At 63.2% G+C, this 20,568-nt stretch carries 18 protein-coding genes; 12 read left to right on the forward strand and 6 right to left on the reverse strand.

Annotated elements, in window-relative coordinates:
• Positions 1 to 2 precede the first annotated feature (2 nt).
• The 4 genes from CK226_RS30755 to CK226_RS30770 all read left to right on the forward strand — a co-directional run bounded on the left by CK226_RS30755 (position 3) and on the right by CK226_RS30770 (position 2,948).
• Entirely contained in the window at positions 3 to 827 is an 825-nt protein-coding gene (locus CK226_RS30755; RefSeq protein WP_095793833.1) for an alpha/beta hydrolase, read from the forward strand.
• 213 nt (positions 828 to 1,040) lie between these two features.
• The gene (locus CK226_RS30760; RefSeq protein ID WP_095775223.1) at positions 1,041 to 1,481 is read left to right on the forward strand and encodes a hypothetical protein; all 441 of its coding nucleotides are present in this window, start codon (positions 1,041 to 1,043) and stop codon (positions 1,479 to 1,481) included.
• Positions 1,482 to 1,735: 254 nt separating this feature from the next.
• The gene (locus CK226_RS30765) at positions 1,736 to 2,224 is read left to right on the forward strand and encodes a hypothetical protein (protein ID WP_179301164.1); all 489 of its coding nucleotides are present in this window, start codon (positions 1,736 to 1,738) and stop codon (positions 2,222 to 2,224) included.
• A 382-nt stretch (positions 2,225 to 2,606) separates the two neighbouring features.
• Positions 2,607 to 2,948: a hypothetical protein gene (locus CK226_RS30770; RefSeq protein ID WP_095775222.1), complete on the forward strand. Its 342-nt coding sequence runs from the start codon at positions 2,607 to 2,609 to the stop codon at positions 2,946 to 2,948.
• Positions 2,949 to 2,993: 45 nt separating this feature from the next.
• On the opposite strand, the gene ggt is transcribed toward CK226_RS30770, so the two are convergent.
• The 3 genes from ggt to CK226_RS30785 form a co-directional block, all read right to left on the reverse strand.
• Entirely contained in the window at positions 2,994 to 4,733 is a 1,740-nt protein-coding gene (gene ggt / locus CK226_RS30775) for a gamma-glutamyltransferase (RefSeq protein WP_095793834.1), read from the reverse strand.
• A 99-nt stretch (positions 4,734 to 4,832) separates the two neighbouring features.
• Entirely contained in the window at positions 4,833 to 6,125 is a 1,293-nt protein-coding gene (rhaI, locus tag CK226_RS30780; protein ID WP_095793835.1) for an L-rhamnose catabolism isomerase, read from the reverse strand.
• A gap of 99 nt (positions 6,126 to 6,224) precedes the next feature.
• Positions 6,225 to 8,327: a bifunctional rhamnulose-1-phosphate aldolase/short-chain dehydrogenase gene (locus CK226_RS30785; protein WP_095789794.1), complete on the reverse strand. Its 2,103-nt coding sequence runs from the start codon at positions 8,325 to 8,327 to the stop codon at positions 6,225 to 6,227.
• Positions 8,328 to 8,511: 184 nt separating this feature from the next.
• Between CK226_RS30785 and CK226_RS30790 the strand changes: the two genes are divergently transcribed.
• From CK226_RS30790 to CK226_RS30820, 7 genes are all read left to right on the forward strand, one after another.
• Positions 8,512 to 9,315 carry a DeoR/GlpR family DNA-binding transcription regulator gene (locus CK226_RS30790; RefSeq protein WP_010913443.1) on the forward strand — a complete coding sequence of 268 codons (804 nt, stop codon included), beginning with the start codon at positions 8,512 to 8,514 and terminating at the stop codon, positions 9,313 to 9,315.
• Positions 9,316 to 9,370: 55 nt separating this feature from the next.
• Positions 9,371 to 10,366 carry a rhamnose ABC transporter substrate-binding protein gene (gene rhaS / locus CK226_RS30795; RefSeq protein ID WP_095775218.1) on the forward strand — a complete coding sequence of 332 codons (996 nt, stop codon included), beginning with the start codon at positions 9,371 to 9,373 and terminating at the stop codon, positions 10,364 to 10,366.
• Between the two features lie 84 nt (positions 10,367 to 10,450).
• Positions 10,451 to 11,992, forward strand: a complete 1,542-nt coding sequence (locus CK226_RS30800) for a sugar ABC transporter ATP-binding protein (protein ID WP_095789796.1) — start codon at positions 10,451 to 10,453, stop codon at positions 11,990 to 11,992.
• The gene (locus CK226_RS30805; RefSeq protein WP_095793836.1) at positions 11,989 to 12,966 is read left to right on the forward strand and encodes an ABC transporter permease; all 978 of its coding nucleotides are present in this window, start codon (positions 11,989 to 11,991) and stop codon (positions 12,964 to 12,966) included. Before CK226_RS30800 ends, CK226_RS30805 begins: the two co-directional genes overlap by 4 nt.
• Entirely contained in the window at positions 12,963 to 13,958 is a 996-nt protein-coding gene (locus CK226_RS30810; protein WP_095793837.1) for an ABC transporter permease, read from the forward strand. Before CK226_RS30805 ends, CK226_RS30810 begins: the two co-directional genes overlap by 4 nt.
• Positions 13,958 to 14,275: an L-rhamnose mutarotase gene (rhaM, locus tag CK226_RS30815; RefSeq protein WP_095775214.1), complete on the forward strand. Its 318-nt coding sequence runs from the start codon at positions 13,958 to 13,960 to the stop codon at positions 14,273 to 14,275. Before CK226_RS30810 ends, rhaM begins: the two co-directional genes overlap by 1 nt.
• The gene (locus tag CK226_RS30820) at positions 14,272 to 15,648 is read left to right on the forward strand and encodes an FGGY-family carbohydrate kinase (RefSeq protein WP_095793838.1); all 1,377 of its coding nucleotides are present in this window, start codon (positions 14,272 to 14,274) and stop codon (positions 15,646 to 15,648) included. The genes rhaM and CK226_RS30820 overlap by 4 nt, the downstream gene beginning before the upstream one ends.
• Here CK226_RS30820 and CK226_RS30825 read toward each other — a convergent pair whose 3' ends face one another.
• Positions 15,649 to 17,475: an alanine racemase gene (locus CK226_RS30825; protein ID WP_095793839.1), complete on the reverse strand. Its 1,827-nt coding sequence runs from the start codon at positions 17,473 to 17,475 to the stop codon at positions 15,649 to 15,651.
• Positions 17,476 to 17,603: 128 nt separating this feature from the next.
• Here CK226_RS30825 and CK226_RS30830 point away from each other — a divergent pair, with 128 nt between their 5' ends.
• A complete protein-coding gene (locus CK226_RS30830) occupies positions 17,604 to 17,813 on the forward strand; it encodes a hypothetical protein (RefSeq protein WP_095775211.1) in 210 nt (69 codons plus the stop codon).
• A 7-nt stretch (positions 17,814 to 17,820) separates the two neighbouring features.
• On the opposite strand, the gene CK226_RS30835 is transcribed toward CK226_RS30830, so the two are convergent.
• Positions 17,821 to 19,071, reverse strand: coding sequence for a D-amino acid dehydrogenase (locus CK226_RS30835; protein WP_095793840.1), 1,251 nt, complete (start codon positions 19,069 to 19,071; stop codon positions 17,821 to 17,823).
• Between the two features lie 101 nt (positions 19,072 to 19,172).
• Entirely contained in the window at positions 19,173 to 20,168 is a 996-nt protein-coding gene (gene galE / locus CK226_RS30840) for a UDP-glucose 4-epimerase GalE (protein WP_095793846.1), read from the reverse strand.
• Positions 20,169 to 20,568: the final 400 nt, after the last annotated feature.

Raw genomic sequence — 20,568 nt, forward strand, 5'->3', positions numbered from 1 at the left:
CCATGCAGAAAGACCCCTTCCGCACCCGCGACCACGTTGCCGACTTTGATGACATCGTGGCCGATATCGTGGCGCGCAGCGCCACGACCCGGGCGACGCTGCCCATGGTGGCTGATGTCGCCTATGGCAACGGCGAGGCCGAGAGGCTCGACCTGTTCTTTCCGCCGGGCGAGCGTCAGAATCTTCCCGTTCATATTTTCATCCACGGCGGCTACTGGCGCATGTTTTCAAGGGGTGACTATTCCTATGTGGCGAACACAGTCACCCAAGCCGGTGCGATCGCGGTCATCGTCGATTATGCGCTGATGCCCGAGTTTAGGATGGCGGCGATCGTGGAGCAGGTCCGGCGCGCCAAACAATGGGTGCTGGACAACATCGTCGACCATGGCGGCGATCCAGGCCGGATCAGCGTCAGCGGCCATTCGGCTGGCGCGCACCTGGCCACATTCCTATTTGAAAAGGCGCCAATGCCGTCACGCATCCACGCAGCGCTGCTGCTGGGTGGCCTCTACGACCTGAAGCCCCTGCAGAAATCCTTCCTCGAGCCGTTGATCGGCATCACCGACGAGGAGGCAGCTGCCTTCACGCCAATGACGCGGCAGCATGACCCGAAGACGGCAGTGACCATTCTCGTCGGGGACCAGGAAACGCCCCCTTTTCACCAGCAGGCGGCCGACTTCGGAACGCTCCTGCGCGCGCAGGGGCACGGTGTCCGCGACCTTTGCCTGAATGACCGGAACCATATGACGAGCGTACGGGATCTGGGCATCATCGGTACGCAAGCTGGCGATTGCCTGATGCAGACGATTGAAACGACCCTCTTCTAGAGGCAATGCCGAGCCGACCCGAATGAGGAGGTCGCAGTGTGATGTGCACCGCTCGGTGGGCAGTTGCGCAACCTCGGGACTTGGCCCTATTGCGCGACCAGGCGACTCGCCTAGCGAAACAGCTTTGCTCTCATTGGCCATTCAGCGGATTCGATTTGCTTGGTGATCCCTCACCCTTAGGGCAAACTCCCTGCCGGGGCTGCAGGAGGTGAAATGAGAGCACGCGCAGCAACGCTCGGGGATCTCGAGGATGTGTTTCATGGCCTGTCCAAGCGGATGTCGGAGGAGTACGCGGCGGCCGGCAAGGACAGCAAGATCGCCTACGACAATCTGATGATGAATCTGAAGGAAGGCCGGGCGCACGCGCTGGTGGAGGGCGAGAAGGCCGTGGCAATCATCGCCTGGCATGAGAACAGCGACGCCGCCGATACGCTGTTTGCCGCGCAGGAGGACTTTTTCCGCGCCTCGACCGTGCGCTTCTGCAAGCGACATATCAGGCACATCCAGGCGCTCGCCGGCAACCTTCCCATCCATTCGCGCAGCTGGCTGCAGGGGCCTGACGTCGCCCGATGGTTCGGCATTATCGGCTATGCCGAGCGCGGTCAGGAGAACGGCGCCAACCTGTTTGAGCTGCCGCCGGCCCGCGCCAGCTAAGGAACCCCGGCTGGTGGCATGTGTTCCTCCTTGCCGCAAACGCCGAGCATACCGCGCCATCGCCCGCGCAAATTCGTCGATGCGGGGTCCCCCCTTCGGTTCCAAGCGGTTTAACTCGGTGGCCTTGCGAATTGCACTCTCGGCCGCCTTGGACTGCCTCAGCAAGCGGCTTGCACGGGGCGACGATTGGCGGGATGTTACTGGGGGCAACCGGGGCCAAACCGGCAGGCCGAGATCGATGTGGCTGCTGGAAAATGTCGCGAGCCTGCTTCGCCTTTCTTACCTTTGTTGTCTTGCTGGCGCCGGTAGAGGCAAGCGAGCGCATGTCTCATCTGCTTGACCCCTCCAACCTGCCGATCTCCTATCTTCGCGAATCGGATCTTGTGACGGCATACACGACTGCAATGGCGCGCTTCCGTCTGCAGTTCTCAGGACGTGCCGGCGAAACCAATCTTGCGGTCTCTCTCGAACCATTGTTTTTGCGGGCGGAATTCCGTGCGCGGACCTGGCGCTCGGCGGACGGCAGCTTGTTGCAAGGCTTCGCCGGCAAGGGCGGCTTCCGATTGACTATCGGTAACTGCCTGGCGCGTATCTGCGCTGCCAGCGAATGCAGCGATGCCGGTTGGCCGGTCTACGCCTGCAGCGACGGACGCAAGCGCAAGATGTCCGTCACGGATTTTGTGACGGCAAGCTTCGATGGCGTGCCCTATCGTCGATTGAGCGCCTCCCCTTCACAGGAATGAGGGCGCGAGGTGCCCACCATCCTACCGAGGCAGGCGTTCAGCAAGGGCGGTGTTCCTTTCCCGCACCGCGAACGCCTTCCCAGTCGACAATTGCCCGCCTCACGCAGCGCTGCGACTCCCCGCCGCAGTCGCGCAGGACGTTGCGGCGCTGAAATTGACGCGCGGCATCATCTTTTTCCCGCGAACATGGTCCAAATAGAATAGGATGGTGGGGCGCCATCCAAACGCGGACACGTGTTGCATTCGACCCAGGCGGCCGGAAAATCGGTGACAAGCGCCGCCGGAACGTGTTGAAGGTGACGGTCGACACAGAGAGGGACGTGCGATCGGGTTGCACTCGGCAAGTGTTGATGGTTTGTTGCCGGTCTGCGGAGAACGAGTGATGCGAGAATCGATCGGTCAAGACGAATATGGGTCGGCGAACCCTTTCGATCCGGACGACCTGCCCAATCTGAATGCGATCGGACCAGGGATCGGCAACAATGATTTCGAGAAATACGCGGTCGCCGTGATCATCGTGTTCGGCGCCCTGATCATCGGCGGGCTGATGGCCGCGTCGTTGACCTTCGGCCATCGCAACGGGTTCCTCTTCGCGCTCGGCGGCGCCACCTCGGCATGGATCTCCGGAAACGCGCTTCTGCTTGACCGGCCGCGCATCTACGCGCTGTTCGTCGGCATCGCCGCCCTGATGCTGATCGCATCGACCATCACGCTGGTTACCTGACGGTCCTTGCCGGGCCGCGACCCTGTCCAAGCACCCACCCCGGCATCAATATCCGAGCGCCTCGCCAGAGGCCGCGCGGCTGTCGATGGCGCCATTGTAGCGCGCGCCGCCGCCCTTCCCGATCTCCGCCAGGCTCTTGCCACCAACGAGAATGCCGGCCGCCTGCCCCCAGGTCTGGTCACTCAGATCGAGGTGGTAGCCCATGCCGGCCAGCAGTCTTTTGGTGTCCGGCGACAGGCCGAACGGCTCGACATAGACTTTATCGGGCAGCCATTGATGGTGGATACGCGGCGCGTCGATCGCCTCCTGGATGTTCATGCCGTGGTCGATGACGTTGACGATCGCTTCCAGCGTGATGGTGATGATGCGCGAGCCGCCGGGGCTGCCGATGACCATGAACGGCTTGCCGTCCTTGGCCACGATGGTCGGGCTCATCGATGACAGCGGCGTCTTCTTCGGCTGAATGGCATTGGCCTCGCCCTGGACCAACCCATAGAGGTTGGGCACGCCCGGCTTCTGGGTGAAATCGTCCATCTCGTTGTTGAGCAAGATGCCGGTGCCGCCCGCGACGACGCCGGCCCCGAAGGAGCCGTTCAGCGTGTAGGTGACGGCTACCGCGTTGCCGTCCTTGTCGATGATGGAATAGTGTGTCGTCTCCTTCGACTCGCCAAAACCCTTCGGCATCAGGTCCTGCGACACGCCGGCCCGGAATGGGTCGATCTTGTCGCGGATGTCCTTGGCGTAGCTCTTGTCCAGCAATTTCGAGACCGGATTGTCGACGAAATCAGGATCGCCGAGCGCGGAGTTGCGGTCGACATAGGCATGGCGCATCGCCTCGACCATGACATGCACGGTCTCGGCCGAGCCGGCGCCGAGATAGGACAATGGGTAGCCTTCCAGCACGTTGAGGATTTCGCAGATGATGACGCCACCGGAGCTTGGCGGCGGCGAGGAAGTGATCTCATAGCCGCGATAGGAGCAGGTGACCGGTTTCAGTTCACGCACCGCATATTGCTCGAAGTCCTGTTTGGCCAGGATGCCGCCCCTGGCGCCGCTCGCCTTGACGATGGCGTCAGCGATGGCGCCCTTGTAGAAGGCGTCGAGGCCTTTCTCGGATATCGCCGAGAGCGAGCCAGCAAGATCCGGTTGGGTGAGCCGCTCGCCAACGCCATAGGGCTTGCCATCGGGTTTCAGGAAGGCGGCCGCCGCCGCCGGGTCCTTCGCCAACCTTTCAGCGTTGCCGGCGAACGAGGCGGCATCGCCCTGATTGAGGATGAAACCGTCCCTGGCATAGGCGATCGCCGGCGCCATCAGCTCTTGTCTTGACAGTGTGCCATATTTTTCGCGCGCTATTTCGAAACCGGCCACCGAGCCCGGCACGCCGACGGCGAGATAACCGTCGAGGCTGGCGCCCTTCACCGGGTTGCCATCCTTGTCGAGATACATGGTCTTGGACGCGGCCAGCGGCGCGCGCTCGCGAAAATCGAGGAAGGTCGATTTGCCATCGGCGAAACGGATGGTCATAAAGCCGCCGCCGCCAATGTTGCCGGCATTGGGGTAGACGACGGCCAGCGCATAGCCGACAGCGACCGCCGCATCGACGGCATTGCCGCCCTTCTTCAAGACCTCGACGCCGATTTCCGACGCCAGATGCTGGGCCGTCACCACCATGCCGTGCTCGCCCTTGGCAGGTGCCGGCGACGCGGCAAAGGCGCTCGTCAATGGCGCCAGCGCGAAGGTGATGGAAAGACTGGCGGCGATCAGTGTCCGACGGGTGAGGTGCATGGCGGGTTCTCCTGGCGGGGAAGCCTAGAAGAGCCCGTCGCAGTGGCCGAGTCCACCACCAACGGTGGGCCAGGCGGATCAATTCATATGACAGGCGTGTCAGACAATTCCGCCCGAGCCGCCGACAACAGCCGGGCGTTCGGCGGCGACCTTGGCGCGGTAGCCCGCCGCCCGGTAGGTGGCGACCGGATCGATGGCGCCCCCGGTTTTCAGCCGCGCCATGGCGAGGATCGGCTCGACATCGGTGCGGTAGGCCGCCTTCAGCGTCTGCGTCGCCATCAGCGCGTCATTGCCGTCCTGAAAACCTTCCAGCGCGTTGCGGTCGACCAGCAGCGCCTGTGCATAGGCGCGCTGCACCTCGACCGCCGACAACATCAGGCTTTCGATCGGATCGGTGACGTTGTGGCTCTGGTCGAGCATGTGGGCGGGATCGAAACCCTCGGCGCCGGACAGTTCGGCATCGACCAGTTCGTTGAAGACCAGGAACAGCCGATAAGGATCGATCGAACCGGCGTCGAGATCGTCGTCGCCATATTTCGAATCGTTGAAATGGAAGCCGCCGAGTTTCTTGAACTGGATCAGCCGCGACACGATCATCTCGATGTTGACATTGGGCGCGTGGTGGCCGAGGTCGACCAGGCAGAAAGCCTTGTCGCCCAGTTCCTTGGCGATAAGGTAATTGGTGCCCCAGTCCTGCACGACCGTGGAATAGAAGGCCGGCTCGTACATCTTGTGTTCGGTGAACAGTTTCCAGTCGGCGGGCAGCCCGGCATAAATCTCCTTCATGGCGTCGAGGTAGCGCTCGAAGGCTTTGGCGAAATTGACCTGGCCCGGAAAATTCGAGCCGTCGCCGATCCACACCGTCAGTGCCTTGGAGCCGAGCGTCTTGCCGATCTCAATGCATTCGAGATTGTGCTCCACCGCCTGCCGGCGGGTGCCGGCGTCGGCGTGCGACAGCGAACCGAATTTGTAGGAGAGTTTCTGGTCCCTGGCGTCGGAGAATGTGTTGGAATTCATGGCATCGAAGCCGAGGCCGAAGCGCGAGGCCGCCTGCTTCAGCCGGTTCGGGTCAGCCTTGTCCCATGGAATGTGCAACGAGACGGTCGGCGTCGCCTGCGTCAGCTGGCTGATGACGGCACAATCCTCGATCTTGTCGAAGATATCGCGCGGCTCGCCGGCGCCGGGAAAGCGGGCAAAGCGCGTGCCGCCGGTGCCGACGCCCCAGGAGGGGATGGCAACCGCAAATTTCTCGACCTTGTCGCGGATGGCGTCGATGGCGATGCCGCGGCGGTCGAGACGTTCGCCGAGCGAGGCGTAGTCGCGCTCGAGGTCGGGCTTGCGCGCGGTGTTATCTTTTTCGACGATTTCGGCGGGAATGATGGTTTCGGACAAGTGCTGGTTCCTCCCAAGAATGTGTTCGGCTGGCGCCGCCCCTCATCCGCCCTACGGGCACCTTCTCCCCTTAGACGGGGAGAAGGGAAACGCTCCAAATCAGCGCGTAAAGCTCTGCGCGTTGCCGGCGTCGACGTTGATGATGTTGCCGGTCGACTTGGCCGACATGTCGGAAGCGAAGAAATAGATCGCCTCGGCGATGTCTTCCGGGAAGACCGAGCGCTTCAGCATCGAGCGCGAGCGGTAATGCTCTTCAAGATCGTCCGTAGACATCTTGTAGGCGGCGGCGCGCTGTTCCTTCCACTCGCCCGTCCAGATCTTCGAGCCGCGCAGCACGGCGTCCGGATTGACGACATTGACCCTGATCTGCGCTTCCGCGCCTTCCAGGGCGAGACACCGGGCGAGATGGATTTCGGCGGCCTTGGCCGTGCAATAGGCGGCAGCGTTGGGCGAGGCGGCAAGACCGTTCTTGGAGGCGACGAAGACGACATTGCCGCCGATCTTCTGCACCCGGAACAGTCGGAACGCTTCCCGCGAGACCAGGAAATAGCCGGTCGACAGGATGTCCATGTTCTTGTTCCACAGCGCCAGCGACGTCTCCTCGATCGGCGCCGAGGAGGCGAGACCCGCGTTGGAGACCAGAATGTCGATGCCGCCAAACTCGACCGCCGTCTCGGCAAAGCCCGAGACCACCTGGTCTTCCGCGGTCACGTTGATCACCACCGGGCGGATGAAATCCTTGCCATAGGCCTTCGCCAGTTCCTCATTGGCGCTGGCCAGTGCAGCCTCATCGATATCGGCCAGCACCACGCAGGCGCCTTCGCGCAGCAGGCGGTTGGCGGTCGCCCGGCCAATGCCGCCGGCGCCACCGGTGACTAGCGCGATCTGGCCGGCGAGCGATTTCGGCTTCGGCATGCGCTGCAGCTTCAGATCTTCGAGCAGCCAGTATTCGATGTCGAAGGCTTCCTGGGCGGGCAGGCCGACATAGGATGAAACGGTCGAGGCACCGCGCATGACGTTGATGGCGTTGACGTAGAATTCGCCGGAAATTCGCGCCGTCGCCTTGTCGCCGGCGAAGGTGAACATGCCGACGCCGGGCATCAGATAGACCACGGCGTTGGGATCGCGGATGGCAGGCGAGTCGGGATGCTTGCAGCTGTCGTAATAGGCCTGGTAGCCGACGCGGTATTCGGCGATGTCGTCGGCTAGGCGCGCAATGACCGCATCGACATCGGGCTTCGCCGGATCGAACTCGATGACCAGCGGGCGGATCTTGGTGCGCAGGAAATGGTCCGGGCAAGAAGTGCCGAGTGCCGCCAGCGGGCGCAAATCCCTGGAGTTGACGAATTCGAGCACGGCGGCGGAATCGTCGAAATGGCCGAGCTTGTGGCTCTTTTCCGAGATCAGGCCGCGGATTTTCGGCATCAGTTTCGCCGCGATGGCGCGGCGGGTAGCGGCATCGAGCGACTTGACCACTTCGCCGCCGAAGATGGCGAGGCCCTCGGAGCGGCGTTCGAACCACTCGATCGCCTGGTTGATCACCGAAATCGTCGTCTCGTAGCATTCCTTGGGCGTGTCGCCCCAGGTGAACAGGCCGTGGCTTTCGAGGATGACGCCCTTGGCGGCGGGATGTTCGAGGCAGAATTTCTCCAGCCAAAGGCCGAGTTCGAAGCCCGGCCGCTTCCATGGCAGCCAGCCGATGGCGTCGCCGAAGATCTCCTTGGTCAGCGCTTCGGAATCCTTCGCCGCGGCAATGGCGATGATGGCATCGGGATGCATGTGGTCGACGAAAGGCTTCGGCACATAGGCGTGCAGCGGCGTGTCGATCGAGGCCGCGCGCGGATTGAGGTTGAAGGTGCAGTGGGGCAGATATCCCACCATCTCGTCCTCATGCTCGACGCCGCGATAAAGGCCTTTCAGCGCGCGCAATTTGTCCATGTAGAGGGTGGCAAAACCGTCGAGCTTGATCGAGGCGCTGTCGCCGCCCGAACCCTTGACCCACAGCACTTCGACGTTCTCGCCGCTGAGCGGATCCTTCTGCCATATCTTGGAGGAGGTGTTGCCGCCGCCATAGTTGGTGACGCGCTTGTCGGAACCCAGCGTGTTCGAGCGATAGACCAGAAGCTCGGGATCGCTCATCCCCTTGGCCTTCGCATCGTCCCACAAATTGGCAAGGCGCGAGCCGGAGCGCTTGTCGAGCATAGGTTATCCTCCCTGGGACGCAAAAGCCGCAGCCCATTTTGCCGGGAATGTCTACGCAAGCGCCTCGCTTGTCAATCATAAACGATCAATATCGATCATATTGCACTGCACAATGAAATTATATGATCGGAAATGATTGACACTGCTCGTTTTGAGTGCCTAGATGGCCAGGCAGGGAGGAACCATGCACGAAAAAGAGCGCCACAGGATCATTCTGTCCGCCGTCCAGGAAAAGCCTGTGGTGACGGTGCAGGAGATGGTCGACCTGACGGAGTCGTCCGAGGCGACGATCCGGCGCGATATCGCGGCTCTGCACGTCCAGAAGCGCCTGCGCCGGGTGCGCGGTGGCGCCGAGGCGATTTCGCCGCCGCAATTCATCGGCCTGGCCGGCCGGCCCTTTTCCGTCAACGAAACGATCAACGCTTCACAGAAGCGGGCGATCGCTCGCGAGGCGGTCGAATTGTGCGGGGATGGCGAGCCGATCATCATCAATGGCGGCACCACCACCTTCCAGATGGTGCATTTCCTGACTGGGCGGCGCATGCCGATCTTCACCAATTCGTTCCCGATCGCCGAGCATCTGCTCAAGCACTCGAAGAACACGGTGATGCTGTCGGGCGGCACCATCTATCGCGAGCAGAACATCATCCTGTCGCCCTTCGACAATGACGTGACCCGCAATTTCTACGCGCGCCGCATGTTCATGGGCGCCCAAGGGCTTGGACCGCTCGGCCTGATGGAAGGCGACCCGCTGCTGATCCAGGCGGAGCAGAAGCTGATCGACCAGGCCGACGAGCTGGTGGTGCTGGTCGATTCCTCGAAATTCCGAAAGCGCTCCAGCCTGATCCTGTGCGGGCTGTCGCGCATCGCCACCGTCATCACCGACGACGGCATCGAGGATCGCGAAGCCAAGATGTTGGAGACCGCGGGCGTGACGCTGATCGTCGCCCGCAAGACGGCAAAGGAAGAATCTTCACTGCAGGCCTGAGACCAACTCACGCCCGCAGCGGCGATGGAATGCAACGCTCAAGGGAGGATATGCGATGAGCTTTTTGAAGAAATTGATGGTGACGGCCGCATTCTCGGCCGCCATGTTCGTGAATGCCGCCTATGCCGAGAACGTCAAGATCGCACTGGTGGTGAAGTCGCTCGGCAACGGCTTCTTCGACGCCGCCAACAAGGGCGCCGAGGAGGCGGCCAAGGAACTCGGCGATGTCGACATCATCTACACCGGCCCGACCAAGGCAACCGCCGAAGCGCAGATCGAAGTGGTCAATTCGCTGATCGCGCAGAAGGTCAACGCCATCGCCATTTCGGCCAATGACGCCGACGCGCTGGTGCCGGTGCTGAAGAAGGCCATGGAGCGCGGCATCACCGTCATCTCCTGGGATTCGGGCGTTGCCAAGGAAGGCCGCCAGCTTCACCTCAACCCGTCCGACACCGGCCTGATCGGCGAGACCATCATCAAGCTTGCCGCCGATTATCTGCCGGAAGGCGGCGATGTCGCCATCCTGTCGGCCTCCTCGACCGCGACCAACCAGAACGCCTGGATCGACGCGGCCAAGAAGGTGCTGCCGGAGAAGTTCCCCAAGATCAAGCTTGTCGCCACCGTCTATGGCGATGACGATTCGGCCAAGAGCACCGACGAAGCCAAGGGCCTGCTGAAGTCCTATCCGAACCTCAAGGCGATCATCGCGCCGACAACCGTCGGCGTCGTTGCCGCCGCCCAGGTCGTCACCGACGAGAAGCTGATCGGCAAGGTCAATGTCACCGGCCTTGCGCTGCCGTCCGAGTTCAAGAAGTTCATCGACAACGGCGCCAGCCAGGCGGTTGCGCTGTGGAACCCGATCGACCTCGGCTACTCGGCCGTCTACCTCGCCCACGACCTGGCGGTGAAGAAGGAAGAGGCCAAGCCCGGTGCCACGCTGTCGATCGGCCGCGTCGGCAAGGTCACGCTCGACGATACCAACTCGGCTGCGATGGCTCCGCCCTTCCAGTTCGACAAGACCAACATCGAGAAGTTCTCCAAGATCTATTGATCTGGGACCCTCTCAAGCCGTCGCGGCGGGGCTCACGTCCCGCCGCGATTTTAGACGGACCTTGTTTCAGGGCTTGATACGACCATGGACACGACAGCCCAGCACGGCACGGTGAAGGAGAGGCCAGCGGCCTCCACGCCACGGCTGACGCTGTCCGGCATCTCCAAGAGCTTTCCCGGCGTGCGCGCGCTGCACAATGTCAGCCTGTCGCTCTATCCCGGCCAGGTGACGGCACTGATCGGCGAGAACGGCGCCGGCAAGTCGACGCTGGTCAAGATCATGACCGGCATCTACCAGCCGGATTCGGGCACGATCAGCATCGACGGCCAGGCGGTCAGCTTGCCCAGCGCGCATGCCGCCTTCGGCCATGGCGTCACCGCCATCCATCAGGAAACCGTGCTGTTCGACGATCTGAGCGTTGCCGAAAACATCTTTCTCGGCCACGCGCCGCGCACACGGCTAGGCACCATCGACTGGCGCACGATGCGCAAGAATGCCCGCGAAGTGCTCGACACGATGCACGCCGGCCATATCGATGCCGATGCGCGTTTGAAAGACCTCGGCATCGCCAACAAGCATCTCGTGGCGGTGGCGCGCGCCATGTCGATCGACGCGCAGATCGTCATCATGGACGAGCCGACCGCAGCCCTTTCGATGAAGGAGATCGAGGAGCTTTTCCTGCTCATCGAATTCCTCAAGGAGGAAGGCAAGGCGATCCTGTTCATCAGCCACAAGTTCGACGAGATCTACCGCATCGCCGACCGCTACACGGTGTTCCGCGACGGCGAGATGGTTGGCGAAGGCCTGATCAAGGATGCCGGCCAGAGCCAGATCGTGCGCATGATGGTCGGCCGCTCGGTCGATCATATTTTTCCGCAGCGCAAGGCCGAGATCGGTGCACCGGTGCTGTCCGTCGCCGGCCTGTCGCACCCGACCGAGTTCAACGACATCGGCTTCGAACTACACAAAGGCGAAATACTCGGCTTCTACGGCCTCGTCGGCGCCGGCCGCAGCGAGGTGATGCAGGCGATTTCAGGCATCACCCGCACCACGGGCGGCACGATCACGCTGGAAGGCAAGACGATCGCGCCGAAATCGGCGGCGGATTCGATCGAGGCCGGCATCGTCTATGTGCCGGAAGAGCGCGGCAAGCAAGGCGTGGTGATCGGCCTGCCGATCTTCCAGAACGTCTCGCTGCCCTCGCTCAAGCGCACCTCCAAATCTGGCTTGCTGCGGCTGGCCGAAGAATTTTCGCTCGCCCGTTCCTACACCGAGCGGCTTGATCTCAGGGCCTCGTCGCTCAGCCAGGATGTCGGCACGCTGTCGGGCGGCAACCAGCAGAAGATCGTCATCGCCAAATGGCTGGCGACCGCGCCCAAGGTGATCATCCTCGATGAGCCGACCAAGGGCATCGACATCGGTTCCAAGGCCGCCGTGCACGGCTTCATGGCCGAGCTGGTGGCGCAGGGCCTGTCGGTGATCATGGTGTCGTCGGAACTGCCGGAGATACTCGGCATGTCCGACCGGGTGGTGGTCATGCGCGAGGGCCTTGTCGCGGCGGTCTATGACAATAAGGGGCTGGACGCCGAGACGCTGGTGCGGACGGCAGCGGGGATCGCGGCATGAAAGCCTTTCTGAAATACCGCGAGATCTGGCTGGCCGCGGCCATCATCGTGCTGATCGGGCTAATCTCGACCCGCTTCCCGGCCTTCGCCGACCCCGGCAACCTGCGCCAGGTATTCAACGACACCTCTATCCTGATGATCCTGGCGCTCGGCCAGATGGTGATCATCCTGACGCGGTCGATCGACCTGTCCATGGCCTCCAATCTCTGCTTCACCGGCATGGTGGTGGCGATGCTGAACGCCGCACACCCGGCAATCCCGATCCCGGCACTGATCGTCATCGCGCTGGCGGTCGGGCTGGTGCTCGGCGCCATCAACGGCCTTCTGGTGTGGCGGCTGAACATCCCTTCGATCGTGGTCACTTTGGGCACGCTCACCATCTATCGCGGCGCCACCTTCGTCCTGTCAGGCGGCGCCTGGGTCAATGCCGACAAGATGAGCCCGGATTTCATCGGTTTCCAGCGCGCCGCCTTCCTCGGCATTCCGGTGCTGTCCTGGATCGCCATACTGGTCATCGCGCTGTTCTTCGTGCTGATGACGCGCACCGCGCTCGGCCGCTCGATCTATGCGATCGGCGTCAACCCGACGGCGTCGGTCTATACCGGCATCGATGTCGGTCGCACGAAATTCATTGTCTTCTGCATCTCCGGCATGATCGGCGGGCTTGCCGGCTACCTGTGGATCTCGCGCTACGTCATCGCCTCGGTCGAGGTCGCCAACGGCTATGAGCTCAACATCATCGCCGCCTGCGTCATCGGCGGCATCTCGATCGCCGGCGGCATCGGCTCGGTCGGCGGCGCGGTGCTTGGCGCGTTGTTCCTCGGCATCATCTCCAACGCGCTCCCGGTCATCAACATCTCGCCCTTCTGGCAGATGGCGATTTCGGGCAGTGCCATCATCTTGGCCGTCGTGCTCAACGCGCGCGGCGAACGCCAGCAAGGCCGCATCATCCTGAGAAAGGCGGAGGCGGCATGACCGACATCCCTGCCCCACGCCATATTCCCGACCGGCTCGACAAGCCGCTGTCTTCGGCGATCTTTTCCTGGGAGGCACTGCTGGTCGTGGTGGCCGTCGCCATCTTCGCCATCAACAGCTTCGCCTCGCCCTATTTCCTCGATCCCTATTCGCTGTCCGATCTGACCTTCAACTTCACCGAGAAGGGCCTGATCGCCTTTGCCATGGCGCTGCTGATCATCTCCGGCGAAATCGACCTGTCGGTCGCCGCCATCATCGCGCTGGCATCGACCATGATGGGCATGGCGGTGCAGGCGGGTGCGGGTACACCGGTGCTGGTGCTGATCGGCATTGTGGTCGGGCTTGGCTGCGGCGCCTTCAACGGGCTGTTGGTGACACGGCTCGGCTTGCCGTCCATCGTCGTCACCATCGGCACGATGAGCCTGTTCCGCGGCATCGCCTTCATCATCCTCGGCGACCAGGCCTATAAGGGCTATCCCGAAAGCTTCGCCTTCTTTGGCCAGGGCTATGTCTGGTGGGTGGTCTCGTTCGAGCTGGTGCTCTTCCTCATCGCCGCCATCGTCTACTGGTTCCTCCTGCATCGCACGAGTTTCGGCCGCCGCGTCTTCGCCATCGGCAACAATCCGGTCGCGGCGCAGTTTTCCGGCGTGCGCGTCGGGCGTATCAAATTCATCCTGTTCTGCCTGACCGGGCTGATGTCGGGTATAGCCTCGGTGCTGATCACCTCGCGCCTCGGCTCGACGCGGCCGTCGATCGCGCAAGGCTATGAGCTGGAAGTCATCACCATGGTGGTGCTCGGCGGCGTCAGCATCCTCGGCGGCGCCGGCAGCATTGTCGGCGTCGTGCTCGCCGCGTTCATCATGGGGCTGGTGACGTTTGGGCTCGGCCTGCTCAACGTGCCCGGCATCGTCATGTCGATCTTCATCGGCGTGCTGCTGATCATAGTCATCGCGCTGCCGATCGTCTGGCGGCGGCTGCGGGGTAGCAGCTGATGCCTGAGAAATACGCGTTCAAGATGAAGCTCAAACCGGGCATGAAGGCCGAGTACAGGAAGCGCCATGACGAGATCTGGCCGTCGCTGGTCGCGCTCTTGAAACAGGCCGGCGTGTCCGACTATTCGATCCATCTCGATGAAGAGACCAACATCCTGTTCGGCGTGCTGTGGCGGCGCGACGATCACGGCATGGCCGAATTGCCGAAGCATCCTGTGATGCAGCGCTGGTGGGCTCACATGGCCGACATCATGGAAACGAAGCCGGACAACGAGCCGGTGGCCGTGCCGCTGGAAACTGTGTTCCAGATGGCATGAGTGCTCTGCGCCACATCGCCGTCATCGACATCGGCAAGACCAACGCCAAGGTGGCGCTGGTCGACCTCGCAACCTTGAGCGAGGTAGCGCTGCGCCGGATGGCGAATGCGCCGGTGCGGCAAGCGCCCTACCCGCATCACGATGTCGAGGCGCTATGGACATTCATCCTCGACAGCCTTGCCGATCTCAACCGCGAACAGCCGATCGCCGCCATCTCGATCACCACGCATGGCGCGACAGGTGCGCTGGTCGACGCCTCTGGCGAACTGGTGCTGCCGGTGCTCGACTATGAGTTCGACGGCCCCGACAGGCTGGCGGCGGACTATGACGCTGTTCGACCGCCGTTCACCGAGACCGGCACACCGCGCCTGCCGCTCGGCCTCAATCTCGGCGCGCAATTTTTTTGGCAGCAGAAATGCTTTCCGGCCGCGTTCGCGCATGCGGCCGCGATTCTGATGTACCCGCAATACTGGGCGCTGCGCCTGACCGGCGTCGCCGCCAACGAAGTGACCTCGCTCGGTTGCCACACCGATCTGTGGAATCCATGGCATGCTGACTTTTCGTCGCTGGTCGATCGGTTGGATTGGCGCCGCCTGATGGCACCGGTGCGGCCGGCCAGGGATCGCCTCGGTCCGATCCTGCCAGCGCTTGCCGCGCGCACCGGCCTTGATGCGCAAACCCCAGTGTTCTGCGGCCTGCACGATTCCAACGCCTCGCTGCTGCCGCATCTCCTGTCCGACGCGCCACCCTTCTCGGTCGTCTCGACCGGCACCTGGGTGGTGTCGATGGCGGTCGGCGGCAGAGAGATTGCGTTGGATGCGGCGCGCGATACGCTGGTCAATGTCAATGCGCTGGGCGACCCCGTCCTCTCGGCCCGTTTCATGGGCGGCCGCGAGTTTTCCGTGCTGACGGAAGGCCGGCCGGAGACTTGGACCGACGATGATGTCCGGGCCGTGCTCGCGCGGAAGACATTGCTGCTGCCGTCGACGCAACAGGGATCAGGGCCGTTCCCGCATCAGGCCGCGACATGGCTCAATGCCGACGGCATGAACAATGGCCAGCGCTTTGCCGCCATCTCGTTCTACCTGGCACTGATGACGGCGACCTGCCTCGAGCTGATCGGCGGCGATGGCCCGACCACCGTCGAAGGCCCGTTTGCCCGCAATCGCCTGTTCGTCGGCATGCTAGCCGCAAGCACAGGCCGCGCCGTCGTCGCCTCCGAAGCCGCCACCGGCACCAGCATCGGCGCGGCACTGCTGGCGTCCGATCAGGTCACGGTGCACGGCAAAGGCGAGCGGCCGGAACCGCCGACCGACCCGGCCTGGGCCGACTATGCCAGCGCATGGCGCGCGGCGGTCGAGTCGCGGGGCTGATCACAGGATCCGCTTGCCGAAGGCCGACATGACGAAGTTCACGGTGTCAGCGCCGATCCTGGGCTCGATATCCTTGCTCAGCCCCGAAACATCCATCGACAAAAGCCCGCCCGACAGCGCGATCGCCTCCATCGCCTGATGCGTCTCGCGCACGGTCAGCCCGCCGGAGCCGGCCGCCCAGCCGGCGAATTCGGTCGCCGTCGGGGAATAGCTGAGATGAAAGCCCTGTGTGCCCGACGTGGCGATGCGGATCGCCTCATGCATAAGGTCGCGCATGCCCATGGCGTCGATATCGGTCATGGTGAAGGCCGACACGCGCGAATCCTTCAGCACCCGGGCCTCCGCCGGATCGGCATGGCGCAGACCGACGATGACGACATTTTCCGGCGACAGCTGCGGCTGCAGCGCGCCGGCCTTGTGATCGAGGCCGAGGGTACGGGCCAGCACCGAACCTTCCGGCAGGTCGATGCCCTCTTCACCTTCCGGCATCAGCGCGGCAATGGAATCGATCCAGATCAGGCCGAAGGAATGCGTCGCGCGCGCTGTCGCCGTCAGCGCCTTGTGGGCGATACGGCGATCGGCGCCGGCACTCAGCCGGATCAGCCCCGAGGGCGGCCGCTCGACATCGGTGAGTTCCACGACGTCGAAATTCATCGCCTCCAGCCGCGCACCGGTCCCCTCGCGGGCAAGAATGCCGGCGGCTTCCTGTTCGGCCGCGATCGACACCATCTTGCGGCCGGAAAAGTCCGCGACGTCATGCATCGGCGCCTTCTCGACATACTCCGACGTCATCGCCAGCAGCATGGCGCCGTAGCTCATGCGAAAGGCGACGCGATCTCCCACAGCGGGGCGCGGGTCGGCGTCCTGCACGTCGAGCAGCAGATGGTCGCTGGAGGCGCCGAGCACCCTGATCCCCCTGGCGATCGGCGTCAGCCCTTCGACCAGCACGTCCTCGCGGCCGATATTGGCGATGGCGCGCAGCCTGTCGCCCTCGTCGGGAAAGACCGGTTGGTTGCCGAAAGCGTCGTAGCCGGACTCGCCAATCGGCCGCGACGGCTTGAGCTTGACCTCGATGATGTCGCCGGTCAGGCGGCACGCGTCGGGCTCGAGTTCATCCCATGGCACATCGCGAAAGGTTTCGACGCCGCCTTGCAGGATCGCCTCGCCGACCCTGAGATTGTTGATGCCGGCCGGAAGTGTGCCTTCGAGCAGCAGCGTCAGCGACGACGAAGCCCCGCCGGAGATCCAGTCGAGACTTTTGCCCGACAGGCGCTCCGTCTTGTAGGCGTGGGCGACGAGTTGCCCAAGATTTTCCGGCGTCGGCATGATGGCGCCGAAACAGCCGAGATTGGTGCCGATGCCGGCGATGCGCACGCCCTTGAACTCGAGGATCCGCTCAACGGTGGGGATCAGGTCGTTCGGCCAGATGCCTTCGCGGAGGTCGCCGAGATCGATCATCAGCATGATGTCGTGGACGCGGCCCATGCGCTCGGCGATGCGCGAGATCTCGCGGATGGTGGCGAGTTCCGACTGCAGGCTGATGTCGACGGTGCGCACCACCTCCTCGATGCGCGCCATGGGCGGGCTGCGCAGCAGCATGATCGGCACGCTGATGCCGCTGTCGCGCAGCCGGCGAATGTTTTCGAAACGCGATTCGGCAATGCCGGCGACGCCGCCGCGCAGCATGGCGCGCGCCACTTGCGGCATGCCGCAGGTGCCCTTGGTGACGCCGAACACCTTGATGCCGGACAAAGCGCAGCGGTCAACAATGGTGCGTGCGTTGCGCTCGATACGGCCGAGGTCGATGGCGACTTGCGGTCCCGACATTTTTCCTCTCAGGGTTTGTATAATCTATCGGCCAGGTGCATCTTCAAGATCATCTTCTAGAATTGACGGTCTCAATGTTGGAAACCAGAGCAATTGTATGTGGGCACGTCTTTCGATTGGAGAGACCGGTGGCACTGGTCGTCCGTCATTCCGATGGCGAGTGGCAACTGACATGCGGCGCACATGATCATCCTGCGGACTGCGAAGATTTCGAAGTCGTCGGCCTCGGCCATCTGACCACCACGCAGGACAATCTGGCACAGATTGGGCGGCTTGAGCGTGGTTGGCTTGCTGAATGGGTGCAGGGCCAATGGACGCGGTGCCAGCACGACGACTAGTGCTCCATCAGTTGACGTAGACGAGTCCCTGCGGGTCGATCTCGGGCTTACGGCCGGCAACGAGGTCGGCCAGGAATTTTCCCGAGCCACAGGCCATCGTCCAGCCGACATGGCCGTGGCCGGTGTCGAGATAGAGGTTTTTGTAGCGCGCCTGACCGATGACCGGCACGGAGCCCGGCATCATTGGCCGCAGCCCTGACCAGAGCTCCGCCTTCTTCTCGTCGAATGCGCCGGGGAAGAGGTCCCTGGCAGTCCTGAACATGGTGACAAAGTCGCTGGGTTTGTGGGTGCGGTCGAAGCCGGTGAATTCGGCGGTCGAAGCCAGCCGCAACCGGTTGCCGAGCCTCGAATAGGCCATCAACTGGTCCTCGTCGGCGCCGCCCATGGTCGGCCCCTTGCTCTCGTCTTCCAGCGGAATGGTCGCGGTATAGCCCTTCACCGGATAGACCGGCAGGTCGATGCCGTAGCGGCGGCCGAGCAGACCGCTTTCCGGCCCCATCGAGATGACCACGGCATCACCCGTCACCGGTCCGGCCGAGGTCATCACCGACCGCACCCGGTCGCCCTCAATGTCGAGACCCTCGACCGTCGTGCCGTAGAGGAATTTCACACCGAGCTTTTCGGCGGCATGGGCGGCGAGCTTTTCCACGAACTGCCGGGAATCACCGGTCTGGTCGATCGGCGAATAGACGCCGCCGGCGATCTTCTCCTTCACCCCGGCAAGGCCCGGTTCGAGCTGGACCAGCCGGTCGCGGCCGACGATCTCGATCGGCAGGCCATGCTCGGCCAGATAGCGGTAATTGTCGGTGCCGGTGTCGAGGCTGTGCTGCGAGCGGAAGAAATACAGGATGCCTTTCTTGCGCTCGTCATAGTGGATGCCGGTGTCGGCCGAGATGGCGTTGATGCAGTCGCGCGAATAGAGCGCCAGGCGCAGCTTGACCTGGCTGTTGGCGCGCAGGCGGGCCACCGTGCATTGGCGCAGGAAACGCAGGCTCCAGGCGAGGAAATAGGGATCGAAGCGCAGCCGCACCTTGATGCCGAGATCATGATTGTAGAGCCCGCGCAGAAATGTCTTCAGCGCCGCTGGCGAGGCCCAGGCGGTGGCGTCGCCCGGAGAAACCAGGCCGGCATTGGACTGGCTGGTGCCCCGCGCCGGCGCCGCATGGCGCTCGATCACGGTGACCTCGTGGCCGTCGGCGGCCAGGTAATAGGCCGCTGCCGTGCCGACAACGCCGGCGCCGAGCATCGTTATCTTCATGCCATCCCCCAAAGCTCTCGGCGGCACGGCGCCTCCACGCCGCGTCGCGACTGCTTCCATAGCGCGTCGCCGCGCGCCTTGCGAGCCCTTGGGGGGCTGCCTTAGCCGCGGGCGGAGTTCTTGCTGGTCAGGATGCGTTCCCAGGCGAGTGCGTCGGCAACGATCTGGTCCAGATCGTCGCGTTGTGGCGTCCAGCCGAGTTCCGCGCGGGCAAGGTCTGAATTGGCGACCACCGCAGCGGCGTCGCCAGGGCGCCGGTCGCCCATCTTCACCTCGAAATCCCGGCCAAAGGCGCGGCGCACGCTCTCAATGACCTCGAGCACCGAATAGCCATGGCTGTAGCCGCAATTGGCGACGAGGCTCTGTCCCCCGGCGCGCAGCCGCTGCAGCGCCAGGCGATGCGCAGCTGCCAGGTCGCTGACATGGATATAGTCGCGCATGCAGGTGCCGTCCGGCGTTGGGTAGTCGGTGCCGAACACCTGCATGAAGGGACGCTTGCCGAGCGCGGTCTCGCAGGCGACCTTGATGAGGTGGGTGGCGCCCGGAGTCGACTGGCCGGTGCGACCCCTGGGGTCGGCGCCGGCAACGTTGAAATAGCGCAGCGCCGTGTAGCGGATGTCGTGCGCGAGGCCGGCATCGCGCAACATCCACTCGCTCATCAACTTGGACAGGCCATAGGGCGATTCCGGCGCCAGGCGGGCATCCTCGCGCACCGGCTCCAGCCCGGCGCCGCCATAGACGGCGGCGGTCGAGGAAAAGATGAAATGCGACACGCCCTCGCGCACCGCGGTTTCGATCAGCGTGCGTGTCTTCGAGGTGTTGTTCTCGTAGTAGGCGAGCGGGTCGGCGACCGATTCGGGGACCACGATGGAACCGGCAAAATGGATGATCGCATCGACATGACTGTCCCTGATGATCCCGCCGACCAATTCCTTGTCGGCGACATCGCCGACGACGAGCTTTGCCTCCGGCGCCACCGCCCATTCGAAGCCGGTGGAAAGCCGGTCGAGCACGACCACGCTTTCACCCGCATCCAGCAATTCCCAGACCATGTGGCTGCCGATATAGCCGGCGCCGCCTGTCACCAAAACCGTCATCCGCATCCTCGCATCTCAAGATTTATCGGAAACTGTCTCAAACACCGCCTTACTGGAAAGCCTGCCGCATGGCCATTAGAACCCTTGGTAACCGGCGTTCACCAAATGTGGCATCGTGCTGAAACATAAGTGATCCACAAAGCGTGTCGTGGAGTGGGAATAGGCCACGATCCGTCATCGTTAGGAACAGGTGCGGGGCGTGGCATTTTGACCAAAACGGCCCGGTGGACGACCAATAGGCCAATGATTATGATCCCGCGCAAAATTGGGAAGCGGACATGAACTACCAGCGGTTCTTCGAAGAAGCGATCGACCAGCTCCACGCGGAGCGGCGCTATCGTGTCTTCGCCGACCTCGAGCGCATCGCGGGCAAGTTTCCGCGTGCCATCTGGCGCTCCAA

The organism is Mesorhizobium sp. WSM4311 (assembly GCF_002295115.1).
Lineage (GTDB): Bacteria > Pseudomonadota > Alphaproteobacteria > Rhizobiales > Rhizobiaceae > Mesorhizobium.